Annotated in this window: 2 protein-coding genes, 5 rRNA genes, 1 pseudogene and 1 other annotated feature; of the genes and pseudogenes, 7 read left to right on the forward strand and 1 reads right to left on the reverse strand. The window is 56.3% G+C overall.

Annotated elements, in window-relative coordinates:
• Positions 1-255, forward strand: a sequence feature (16S ribosomal RNA rRNA prediction is too short).
• Positions 256-772: 517 nt separating this feature from the next.
• Both AU252_RS22895 and rrf (AU252_RS22900) read left to right on the forward strand, forming a co-directional pair.
• Positions 773-3,908: ribosomal RNA gene (locus tag AU252_RS22895) — 23S ribosomal RNA — on the forward strand.
• 232 nt (positions 3,909-4,140) lie between these two features.
• Positions 4,141-4,257 (forward strand): 5S ribosomal RNA (gene rrf / locus AU252_RS22900).
• A gap of 387 nt (positions 4,258-4,644) precedes the next feature.
• On the opposite strand, the gene AU252_RS22905 is transcribed toward rrf (AU252_RS22900), so the two are convergent.
• The gene (locus AU252_RS22905) at positions 4,645-4,986 is read right to left on the reverse strand and encodes a YciI family protein (protein WP_058930803.1); all 342 of its coding nucleotides are present in this window, start codon (positions 4,984-4,986) and stop codon (positions 4,645-4,647) included.
• A 231-nt stretch (positions 4,987-5,217) separates the two neighbouring features.
• Between AU252_RS22905 and AU252_RS22910 the strand changes: the two are divergent.
• The 5 genes and pseudogenes from AU252_RS22910 to rrf (AU252_RS22930) form a co-directional block, all read left to right on the forward strand.
• Positions 5,218-5,501 (forward strand): annotated as a pseudogene (locus tag AU252_RS22910) (transposase); the annotation flags it as partial.
• 76 nt (positions 5,502-5,577) lie between these two features.
• Positions 5,578-6,183, forward strand: coding sequence for a class I SAM-dependent methyltransferase (locus AU252_RS22915; RefSeq protein WP_058930805.1), 606 nt, complete (start codon positions 5,578-5,580; stop codon positions 6,181-6,183).
• A 695-nt stretch (positions 6,184-6,878) separates the two neighbouring features.
• Positions 6,879-8,403: ribosomal RNA gene (locus AU252_RS22920) — 16S ribosomal RNA — on the forward strand.
• A gap of 517 nt (positions 8,404-8,920) precedes the next feature.
• Positions 8,921-12,056 (forward strand): 23S ribosomal RNA (locus AU252_RS22925).
• A 232-nt stretch (positions 12,057-12,288) separates the two neighbouring features.
• Positions 12,289-12,394, forward strand: a 5S ribosomal RNA gene (rrf, locus tag AU252_RS22930).
• Together the 16S, 23S and 5S rRNA genes form the textbook arrangement of a ribosomal RNA operon.

The following is a 12,394-nucleotide window of genomic DNA, read 5'->3' on the forward strand; positions in this document are numbered from 1 at the left end:
CGGTCTCAGTTCGGATTGGGGTCTGCAACTCGACCCCATGAAGTCGGAGTCGCTAGTAATCGCAGATCAGCAACGCTGCGGTGAATACGTTCCCGGGCCTTGTACACACCGCCCGTCAAGTCACGAAAGTTGGTAACACCCGAAGCCGGTGGCCTAACCCCTTGTGGGAGGGAGCTGTCGAAGGTGGGACTGGCGATTGGGACTAAGTCGTAACAAGGTAGCCGTACCGGAAGGTGCGGCTGGATCACCTCCTTTCTAAGGAGCACCTACAGATTGTTCATGCCATGTATGTGGTGTGGGGGTTTGTCAGGAGTATATGCCCGTTGCGCAGACGTTTGTTCTGCGGCGGGTGCTCAAGGGTGGAATATCAACGAATAGCGGCCGCTTGTTTCTTTCCTTGCCCAGTACGGATTCCCTCTTGGGGGTGTCCTGGAACGGTGTGGGTTGGGGGTGGGTGGTTTAGTGTTTGGCACACTGTTGGGTCCTGAGGCAACAGGGCCGGGGGATGGGGTTGCAGCTTACGGGTTGCGGTGTCGTCTGTCGGGTTTGTTTGTTTCTGGTTTCCTGGCTGCATCGATCACACGGTTGACCCTTTTGGGGTTGTGTGTGGGGTGTGTGGTACGGGGTTGTTGTTTGAGAACTACATAGTGGACGCGAGCATCTTTTATAAGAAGCAATTTCCAAGAATTATGAACCTGGATCTGTCCGCACTCTTTTGGGGTGTGGGTGGTTTTCATGGTTCTCTCGAAAATTAGCGTTTTTGATCTTTTGTGGTCAAGTTTTTAAGAGCACACGGTGGATGCCTTGGCATTAGGAGCCGAAGAAGGACGTAGGAATCTGCGATAAGCCTGGGGGAGTCGATAACCGGACTGTGATCCCAGGGTGTCCGAATGGGGAAACCCCGCCAGGGGCGCGAGCTGCCTGGTGACCCGCATCTGAACACATAGGGTGCGTGGAGGGAACGCGGGGAAGTGAAACATCTCAGTACCCGCAGGAAGAGAAAACAATAGTGATTCCGTCAGTAGTGGCGAGCGAACGCGGATCAGGCTAAACCGTTCCATGTGTGATAGCCGGCGGGCGTTGCATGGTCGGGGTTGTGGGACTTTCCATACCAGTTCTGCCGGACTGGTGAGGTGTGATGTGCAGGCATAGGTGAACGGTCTTGAAAGGCCGGCCAGAGAGGGTGTGAGCCCCGTAACCGAAATGTTTTGTGCCGCCTGGAGAGTATCCCAAGTAGCACGGGGCCCGAGAAATCCCGTGTGAATCTGTCAGGACCACCTGATAAGCCTAAATACTCCCTAATGACCGATAGCGGACCAGTACCGTGAGGGAAAGGTGAAAAGTACCCCGGGAGGGGAGTGAAACAGTACCTGAAACCGTGTGCTTACAATCCGTCGGAGCAACCTTGTAGTTGTGACGGCGTGCCTTTTGAAGAATGAGCCTGCGAGTTAGTGTTACGTCGCGAGGTTAACCCGTGTGGGGAAGCCGTAGCGAAAGCGAGTCTGAATAGGGCGTTGCAGTGGCGTGATCTAGACCCGAAGCGAAGTGATCTACCCATGGCCAGGTTGAAGCGACGGTAAGACGTCGTGGAGGACCGAACCCACTTCAGTTGAAAATGGAGGGGATGAGCTGTGGGTAGGGGTGAAAGGCCAATCAAACTTCGTGATAGCTGGTTCTCCCCGAAATGCATTTAGGTGCAGCGTTGCGTGTTTCTTGCTGGAGGTAGAGCTACTGGATGGCTAATGGGCCCTACAAGGTTACTGACGTCAGCCAAACTCCGAATGCCGGTAAGTGAGAGCGCAGCAGTGAGACTGTGGGGGATAAGCTTCATAGTCGAGAGGGAAACAGCCCAGACCACCAACTAAGGCCCCTAAGCGTGTGCTAAGTGGGAAAGGATGTGGAGTTGCGAAGACAACCAGGAGGTTGGCTTAGAAGCAGCCATCCTTAAAAGAGTGCGTAATAGCTCACTGGTCAAGTGATTCCGCGCCGACAATGTAGCGGGGCTCAAGTACACCGCCGAAGTTGTGGATTTCAGATATTAGCTAAGCCGCCCCTTGTGGGTTGGTTCAGGCGTCTGGAGTGGTAGGGGAGCGTCGTGTGGGCAGTGAAGTCGCGGTGTAAACCAGCGGTGGAGCCTACACGAGTGAGAATGCAGGCATGAGTAGCGAAAGACGGGTGAGAAACCCGTCCGCCGAATGATCAAGGGTTCCAGGGTCAAGCTAATCTGCCCTGGGTAAGTCGGGACCTAAGGCGAGGCCGACAGGCGTAGTCGATGGACAACGGGTTGATATTCCCGTACCGGCGAAAAACCGTCCATGTTGAACAGGGGATACTAACCGCCCGATACCTGCCCGCCCACCCTTCGGGGTGATGTGGGTTTTGGTGGAGCGCGGGACCTGATCCTGGGAGGCAAGCGTATTAACAGGTGTGACGCAGGAAGGTAGCCAAGCCGGGCGATGGTTGTCCCGGTCTAAGGATGTAGGGCGAACGGTAGGCAAATCCGCCGTTCATGATGCCTGAGATCTGATGGGACCCCCTCACGGGGGGATTTGGTGATCCTATGCTGCCGAGAAAAGCATCGACGCGAGGTTTTAGCCGCCCGTACCCCAAACCGACACAGGTGATCAGGTAGAGAATACTAAGGCGATCGAGAGAATTATGGTTAAGGAACTCGGCAAAATGCCCCCGTAACTTCGGGAGAAGGGGGGCCCCAACCTTGAACACCACTTGCTGGTGGGAGGGGATCGGGGCCGCAGAGACCAGGGGGAAGCGACTGTTTACTAAAAACACAGGTCCGTGCGAAGTCGCAAGACGATGTATACGGACTGACTCCTGCCCGGTGCTGGAAGGTTAAGAGGACCGGTTAGCCTTACGGCGAAGCTGAGAATTCAAGCCCCAGTAAACGGCGGTGGTAACTATAACCATCCTAAGGTAGCGAAATTCCTTGTCGGGTAAGTTCCGACCTGCACGAATGGAGTAACGACTTCCCCGCTGTCTCAACCATAAACTCGGCGAAATTGCAGTACGAGTAAAGATGCTCGTTACGCGCAGCAGGACGGAAAGACCCCGAGACCTTTACTATAGTTTGGTATTGGTGTTCGGAGTGGCTTGTGTAGGATAGGTGGGAGACGTTGAAGCCCGGACGCCAGTTCGGGTGGAGTCATCGTTGAAATACCACTCTGGTCACTTTGGACATCTAACTTCGGCCCGTAATCCGGGTCAGGGACAGTGCCTGATGGGTAGTTTAACTGGGGCGGTTGCCTCCTAAAAAGTAACGGAGGCGCCCAAAGGTTCCCTCAGCCTGGTTGGCAATCAGGTGTCGAGTGTAAGTGCACAAGGGAGCTTGACTGTGAGAGAGACATCTCGAGCAGGGACGAAAGTCGGGACTAGTGATCCGGCGGTACATTGTGGAATGGCCGTCGCTCAACGGATAAAAGGTACCTCGGGGATAACAGGCTGATCTTGCCCAAGAGTCCATATCGACGGCATGGTTTGGCACCTCGATGTCGGCTCGTCGCATCCTGGGGCTGGAGTAGGTCCCAAGGGTTGGGCTGTTCGCCCATTAAAGCGGTACGCGAGCTGGGTTTAGAACGTCGTGAGACAGTTCGGTCCCTATCCGCTGCGCGCGCAGGAAATTTGAGAAGGGCTGTCCTTAGTACGAGAGGACCGGGACGGACGAACCTCTGGTGTGTCAGTTGTACTGCCAAGTGCACCGCTGATTAGCTACGTTCGGATGGGATAACCGCTGAAAGCATCTAAGCGGGAAGCTCGCTTCGAGATGAGATTTCCATACACCTTGTGTGTGAGAGGCCCCCAGCCAGACCACTGGGTTGATAGGCCGGATGTGGAAGCGAGGACTAACGACTCGTGAAGCTGACCGGTACTAATAGGCCGATAACTTACACCACACACCACTGCAAACCTATTCAAAAGAGGTTTGCACCAACGGGTGGTAAAAAGATAACAAGACTGCTTGCGTCCACTATGTGGTTCCCAAACAACAAACCCGACACGGGCACGTTGCAGGGAACAAAAAACACAACACAATAACAACACCACACCTGCAACCAAAAGTTGCAGAAAGCATGTTGTAACCAGATTTCCCACACACCCCCTTTCGGGTGTGACGGGTCGAAGGGTTACGGCGGTCATAGCGTGGGGGAAACGCCCGGTCCCATTCCGAACCCGGAAGCTAAGACCCACAGCGCCGATGGTACTGCACCCGGGAGGGTGTGGGAGAGTAGGTCACCGCCGGAACATCATTACGGTCGAGAGCCCCCCAACCACCAGGTTGGGGGGCTCTCCCACTTTAACCACCCACACCACAAACACGCAGCCCGGGACGCTCTCTCACTTAATGCAGCGAAAACCCGGACCCTCCTGCAGTGAATTTGGACACCCGCACCCACCACCCGCAGCAATGTCGCATCCGCGTGGTCAGCTTCATGTCCGCGTTCCAGCCCGAACCCAACAAGGTCGTATCGTACGGGCCGACTTTCCCTCGGCCGGATGTAGAAAGAGCGCTCCTCCGGCAGTATCAACGCAACTTAGAAATGACCGGTGGTGGCATGTTGGTTTGCCCGCTGGCGTACACCGGAGGCCGACCGGCTCCGATCTACCAGTAGGCCGGCGAGGTGCCGTCGGTCAGCTTGCCGGGTCGTACAGGAACTGCCGGACCTCTTGCGAGCAGCGGCAGGCGACGGCGATCTTCGCGGCCCATTCAAGTGCCGCCTCCCGCGAGGGCAGCTCGAGAACGGTGTAGCCGCCGTTGGGCACCTTGTGGCCTGGGTACGTGCCCTCGGTGACGGTGCCGTCACCGGCCACGAGTACCGGGTCTACGTCCTCATCGGTCCCGCCGCCGAAGACGTACACACCCGCCGCCTTGGCCTCGTCGATGACGGCATGCGAGGCTTCGACTACCGCCTCGAAGTCCTCCTCGGGGACCACCATGGCCTCACCGGGGAACGAGATCAGGTACTTCGTCATTCGAGGACTCCTCTGCTCCGGCGGCGCCATCCGACGGGCTCTTCTCTGCGGCACCGCTCTGGTGCCCAGACTGATTATGGCTCTGGCGCCCGACATATGGTCAAGGTATGCGTCGCGGTCGACCCGCTGAAACTGCTCGAGCGGTACCGTCTGGGAGCACGTTCTAAAGCCCGCGCCCGCGAAGAAGGGCGAGGTTACGATCCGCTGCACCGGTGCATCGACTGCGGGCGCGTGTGGCGACACACCAGGCGTGGCGACCAGTACGTCACCGTCGTCATCGACCTCACCCGATCCGTGAGGGAACCGGCCCCGCGCGCCTGCTCGACATGGTAGACGGCCGCTCCAAACAGGCGTTCAAGGACTGGCTGGCCGAGCGACCCACGGCTTGGCGCGAAACCGTGGAGGCGGTCGCGGTCCTGGATCCCTTCCACGTGGCGCGCCTGGCCGGCAAGGCGCTCGATGAGTGCCGGCGTCGGGGCCAGCAGGCCATCCATGGCCACCGCGGCCGTACCGGTCTGTAGAGGGCACGTCAAACGAATAGGCAACTCTGCCCGGAAGCATCGATTCCTGTGCCCACCATAAGGTGGCTGCATGACGGATGCAGAGGTCGAGACCGCGTACTCAAAGAGAGCCGCCGAGTACACTGCCAGATTTGGGTCGGTCGAGTCCTCTCATCCAGCTGACCGGAAGCTCGTAGCTGACTGGGTCGCACCTCTGGTGGGGCCAGTGCTGGATGTGGGATGCGGGCCCGGCCATTGGACCAAGTTCCTCGCGGACCAAGGGGCGGCGGTCGAAGGAATCGATTTGGTGCCGGCGTTCATCAAGCAAGCAGAAGCATCCTTCCCCGGCATCCCATTCCGCGTAGCCTCCCTCACGAGTCTCGGCGTTCCCGAAGGATATGCATCAGGCATCCTGGCCTGGTACTCGCTGATCCACTTTGAACCCGACCAGGTTCCCTCCGCTCTCCGGGAACTGGCACGGCGCCTGACTCCAGGCGGACTTCTCCTGCTAGGTCTGTTTGAAGGAGACGAAATCACGAGATTTCCACATGCGGTGACGCCTGCGTACTCCTGGCCCGTGGGAGACCTCAGCAGGATCCTTAGTGCAGCCGGCTTCGAAACCACCTCCCATCAGCGACGAACTGATCCTGGTCATCGGCCGCACGCCGCTATCAGTGCACGCCTGAGCCATTCATAAGAGACAGCAACAGGAGGAATGCAGGCAGGCGAAAGGTAAACCGAAACTACAACAAGGCTTGGGCTGACCTGTAACCGGAAAGGCGACGGCCTGGGTTGAATCGGCCGTGGGCCAAATCCTCGCGTGATGTGATCCAGTCAACAGAAACCCGTTCTGGCCGAATACTGCACCGGGACTCCGGTGAGCCCCTCAGATTCCCCGCCACGACGCGGATCCTGGGGGCATAGGACCCCTTGTGGGGGTGGATTTGCGGTGGGGGTTGGGTGGGTGTATTGTTTTCTAAGTCGCCGCGAGGGGAACAGCGAAGAGCTGGTTACCGCGGGCGGCCAAACCCCCTAATTCAAGACCAAATGTTGGTTGTTCTTTTGAGCGCCTTTGTTTGGTGGGGATGTGTTTTCTGCTGGTGCGGGTCCTGGAATATGGATTTGCATCGGGGCGGGAAACCGGGTAAGTTTGAAAAGTTGCTCCGGAGCGATCCACGGCCGATTGTATGGTTGTGGTGGTGCCGGGTGTGTCTGTTGTTTGAGAACTCAATAGTGTGCCAAGTTTGTTGATACCAATTTATTGTATTGAATTGGTTGAATTGACTGGATCCGCCACCCCGTGGTGTGGTCTGGTTTTTACAGCTGGTTTCAAATTTTGTGCAGCCATTTTATCCTGTTATTTCCGGGGTTGGTGGTTGTGTCTGTTTTACTTCAACGGAGAGTTTGATCCTGGCTCAGGATGAACGCTGGCGGCGTGCTTAACACATGCAAGTCGAACGATGATGCCAGCTTGCTGGTGGATTAGTGGCGAACGGGTGAGTAACACGTGAGTAACCTGCCCTTAACTCTGGGATAAGCCTGGGAAACTGGGTCTAATACCGGATATGACTCCTCATCGCATGGTGGGGGGTGGAAAGCTTTATTGTGGTTTTGGATGGACTCGCGGCCTATCAGCTTGTTGGTGAGGTAATGGCTCACCAAGGCGACGACGGGTAGCCGGCCTGAGAGGGTGACCGGCCACACTGGGACTGAGACACGGCCCAGACTCCTACGGGAGGCAGCAGTGGGGAATATTGCACAATGGGCGAAAGCCTGATGCAGCGACGCCGCGTGAGGGATGACGGCCTTCGGGTTGTAAACCTCTTTCAGTAGGGAAGAAGCGAAAGTGACGGTACCTGCAGAAGAAGCGCCGGCTAACTACGTGCCAGCAGCCGCGGTAATACGTAGGGCGCAAGCGTTATCCGGAATTATTGGGCGTAAAGAGCTCGTAGGCGGTTTGTCGCGTCTGCCGTGAAAGTCCGGGGCTCAACTCCGGATCTGCGGTGGGTACGGGCAGACTAGAGTGATGTAGGGGAGACTGGAATTCCTGGTGTAGCGGTGAAATGCGCAGATATCAGGAGGAACACCGATGGCGAAGGCAGGTCTCTGGGCATTAACTGACGCTGAGGAGCGAAAGCATGGGGAGCGAACAGGATTAGATACCCTGGTAGTCCATGCCGTAAACGTTGGGCACTAGGTGTGGGGGACATTCCACGTTTTCCGCGCCGTAGCTAACGCATTAAGTGCCCCGCCTGGGGAGTACGGCCGCAAGGCTAAAACTCAAAGGAATTGACGGGGGCCCGCACAAGCGGCGGAGCATGCGGATTAATTCGATGCAACGCGAAGAACCTTACCAAGGCTTGACATGAACCGGAAATACCTGGAAACAGGTGCCCCGCTTGCGGTCGGTTTTACAGGTGGTGCATGGTTGTCGTCAGCTCGTGTCGTGAGATGTTGGGTTAAGTCCCGCAACGAGCGCAACCCTCGTTCTATGTTGCCAGCGCGTTATGGCGGGGACTCATAGGAGACTGCCGGGGTCAACTCGGAGGAAGGTGGGGACGACGTCAAATCATCATGCCCCTTATGTCTTGGGCTTCACGCATGCTACAATGGCCGGTACAAAGGGTTGCGATACTGTGAGGTGGAGCTAATCCCAAAAAGCCGGTCTCAGTTCGGATTGGGGTCTGCAACTCGACCCCATGAAGTCGGAGTCGCTAGTAATCGCAGATCAGCAACGCTGCGGTGAATACGTTCCCGGGCCTTGTACACACCGCCCGTCAAGTCACGAAAGTTGGTAACACCCGAAGCCGGTGGCCTAACCCCTTGTGGGAGGGAGCTGTCGAAGGTGGGACTGGCGATTGGGACTAAGTCGTAACAAGGTAGCCGTACCGGAAGGTGCGGCTGGATCACCTCCTTTCTAAGGAGCACCTACAGATTGTTCATGCCATGTATGTGGTGTGGGGGTTTGTCAGGAGTATATGCCCGTTGCGCAGACGTTTGTTCTGCGGCGGGTGCTCAAGGGTGGAATATCAACGAATAGCGGCCGCTTGTTTCTTTCCTTGCCCAGTACGGATTCCCTCTTGGGGGTGTCCTGGAACGGTGTGGGTTGGGGGTGGGTGGTTTAGTGTTTGGCACACTGTTGGGTCCTGAGGCAACAGGGCCGGGGGATGGGGTTGCAGCTTACGGGTTGCGGTGTCGTCTGTCGGGTTTGTTTGTTTCTGGTTTCCTGGCTGCATCGATCACACGGTTGACCCTTTTGGGGTTGTGTGTGGGGTGTGTGGTACGGGGTTGTTGTTTGAGAACTACATAGTGGACGCGAGCATCTTTTATAAGAAGCAATTTCCAAGAATTATGAACCTGGATCTGTCCGCACTCTTTTGGGGTGTGGGTGGTTTTCATGGTTCTCTCGAAAATTAGCGTTTTTGATCTTTTGTGGTCAAGTTTTTAAGAGCACACGGTGGATGCCTTGGCATTAGGAGCCGAAGAAGGACGTAGGAATCTGCGATAAGCCTGGGGGAGTCGATAACCGGACTGTGATCCCAGGGTGTCCGAATGGGGAAACCCCGCCAGGGGCGCGAGCTGCCTGGTGACCCGCATCTGAACACATAGGGTGCGTGGAGGGAACGCGGGGAAGTGAAACATCTCAGTACCCGCAGGAAGAGAAAACAATAGTGATTCCGTCAGTAGTGGCGAGCGAACGCGGATCAGGCTAAACCGTTCCATGTGTGATAGCCGGCGGGCGTTGCATGGTCGGGGTTGTGGGACTTTCCATACCAGTTCTGCCGGACTGGTGAGGTGTGATGTGCAGGCATAGGTGAACGGTCTTGAAAGGCCGGCCAGAGAGGGTGTGAGCCCCGTAACCGAAATGTTTTGTGCCGCCTGGAGAGTATCCCAAGTAGCACGGGGCCCGAGAAATCCCGTGTGAATCTGTCAGGACCACCTGATAAGCCTAAATACTCCCTAATGACCGATAGCGGACCAGTACCGTGAGGGAAAGGTGAAAAGTACCCCGGGAGGGGAGTGAAACAGTACCTGAAACCGTGTGCTTACAATCCGTCGGAGCAACCTTGTAGTTGTGACGGCGTGCCTTTTGAAGAATGAGCCTGCGAGTTAGTGTTACGTCGCGAGGTTAACCCGTGTGGGGAAGCCGTAGCGAAAGCGAGTCTGAATAGGGCGTTGCAGTGGCGTGATCTAGACCCGAAGCGAAGTGATCTACCCATGGCCAGGTTGAAGCGACGGTAAGACGTCGTGGAGGACCGAACCCACTTCAGTTGAAAATGGAGGGGATGAGCTGTGGGTAGGGGTGAAAGGCCAATCAAACTTCGTGATAGCTGGTTCTCCCCGAAATGCATTTAGGTGCAGCGTTGCGTGTTTCTTGCTGGAGGTAGAGCTACTGGATGGCTAATGGGCCCTACAAGGTTACTGACGTCAGCCAAACTCCGAATGCCGGTAAGTGAGAGCGCAGCAGTGAGACTGTGGGGGATAAGCTTCATAGTCGAGAGGGAAACAGCCCAGACCACCAACTAAGGCCCCTAAGCGTGTGCTAAGTGGGAAAGGATGTGGAGTTGCGAAGACAACCAGGAGGTTGGCTTAGAAGCAGCCATCCTTAAAAGAGTGCGTAATAGCTCACTGGTCAAGTGATTCCGCGCCGACAATGTAGCGGGGCTCAAGTACACCGCCGAAGTTGTGGATTTCAGATATTAGCTAAGCCGCCCCTTGTGGGTTGGTTCAGGCGTCTGGAGTGGTAGGGGAGCGTCGTGTGGGCAGTGAAGTCGCGGTGTAAACCAGCGGTGGAGCCTACACGAGTGAGAATGCAGGCATGAGTAGCGAAAGACGGGTGAGAAACCCGTCCGCCGAATGATCAAGGGTTCCAGGGTCAAGCTAATCTGCCCTGGGTAAGTCGGGACCTAAGGCGAGGCCGACAGGCGTAGTCGATGGACAACGGGTTGATATTCCCGTACCGGCGAAAAACCGTCCATGTTGAACAGGGGATACTAACCGCCCGATACCTGCCCGCCCACCCTTCGGGGTGATGTGGGTTTTGGTGGAGCGCGGGACCTGATCCTGGGAGGCAAGCGTATTAACAGGTGTGACGCAGGAAGGTAGCCAAGCCGGGCGATGGTTGTCCCGGTCTAAGGATGTAGGGCGAACGGTAGGCAAATCCGCCGTTCATGATGCCTGAGATCTGATGGGACCCCCTCACGGGGGGATTTGGTGATCCTATGCTGCCGAGAAAAGCATCGACGCGAGGTTTTAGCCGCCCGTACCCCAAACCGACACAGGTGATCAGGTAGAGAATACTAAGGCGATCGAGAGAATTATGGTTAAGGAACTCGGCAAAATGCCCCCGTAACTTCGGGAGAAGGGGGGCCCCAACCTTGAACACCACTTGCTGGTGGGAGGGGATCGGGGCCGCAGAGACCAGGGGGAAGCGACTGTTTACTAAAAACACAGGTCCGTGCGAAGTCGCAAGACGATGTATACGGACTGACTCCTGCCCGGTGCTGGAAGGTTAAGAGGACCGGTTAGCCTTACGGCGAAGCTGAGAATTCAAGCCCCAGTAAACGGCGGTGGTAACTATAACCATCCTAAGGTAGCGAAATTCCTTGTCGGGTAAGTTCCGACCTGCACGAATGGAGTAACGACTTCCCCGCTGTCTCAACCATAAACTCGGCGAAATTGCAGTACGAGTAAAGATGCTCGTTACGCGCAGCAGGACGGAAAGACCCCGAGACCTTTACTATAGTTTGGTATTGGTGTTCGGAGTGGCTTGTGTAGGATAGGTGGGAGACGTTGAAGCCCGGACGCCAGTTCGGGTGGAGTCATCGTTGAAATACCACTCTGGTCACTTTGGACATCTAACTTCGGCCCGTAATCCGGGTCAGGGACAGTGCCTGATGGGTAGTTTAACTGGGGCGGTTGCCTCCTAAAAAGTAACGGAGGCGCCCAAAGGTTCCCTCAGCCTGGTTGGCAATCAGGTGTCGAGTGTAAGTGCACAAGGGAGCTTGACTGTGAGAGAGACATCTCGAGCAGGGACGAAAGTCGGGACTAGTGATCCGGCGGTACATTGTGGAATGGCCGTCGCTCAACGGATAAAAGGTACCTCGGGGATAACAGGCTGATCTTGCCCAAGAGTCCATATCGACGGCATGGTTTGGCACCTCGATGTCGGCTCGTCGCATCCTGGGGCTGGAGTAGGTCCCAAGGGTTGGGCTGTTCGCCCATTAAAGCGGTACGCGAGCTGGGTTTAGAACGTCGTGAGACAGTTCGGTCCCTATCCGCTGCGCGCGCAGGAAATTTGAGAAGGGCTGTCCTTAGTACGAGAGGACCGGGACGGACGAACCTCTGGTGTGTCAGTTGTACTGCCAAGTGCACCGCTGATTAGCTACGTTCGGATGGGATAACCGCTGAAAGCATCTAAGCGGGAAGCTCGCTTCGAGATGAGATTTCCATACACCTTGTGTGTGAGAGGCCCCCAGCCAGACCACTGGGTTGATAGGCCGGATGTGGAAGCGAGGACTAACGACTCGTGAAGCTGACCGGTACTAATAGGCCGATAACTTACACCACACACCACCCTGCAACCTATTCAAAAGAGTTCACACCAACGGGTGGTAAAAAGATAACAAGACTGCTTGCGTCCACTATGTGGTTCCCAAACAACAAACCCGACACGGGCACGTTGCAGGGAACAAAAAACACAACACAATAACAACACCACACCTGCAACCAAAAGTTGCAGAAAGCATGTTGTAACCAGATTTCCCACACACCCCCTTTCGGGTGTGACGGGTCGAAGGGTTACGGCGGTCATAGCGTGGGGGAAACGCCCGGTCCCATTCCGAACCCGGAAGCTAAGACCCACAGCGCCGATGGTACTGCACCCGGGAGGGTGTGGGAGAGTAGGT

It is taken from the genome of Pseudarthrobacter sulfonivorans, assembly GCF_001484605.1.
Taxonomy (GTDB): domain Bacteria; phylum Actinomycetota; class Actinomycetes; order Actinomycetales; family Micrococcaceae; genus Arthrobacter; species Arthrobacter sulfonivorans_A.

Coding starts and splice junctions, on each gene's coding strand:
- AU252_RS22915 (WP_058930805.1), top strand. CDS start 5,578: ATGACGGATGCAGAGGTCGAGACCGCGTACTCAAAGAGAGCCGCCGAG.
- AU252_RS22905 (WP_058930803.1), bottom strand. CDS start 4,986: ATGACGAAGTACCTGATCTCGTTCCCCGGTGAGGCCATGGTGGTCCCC.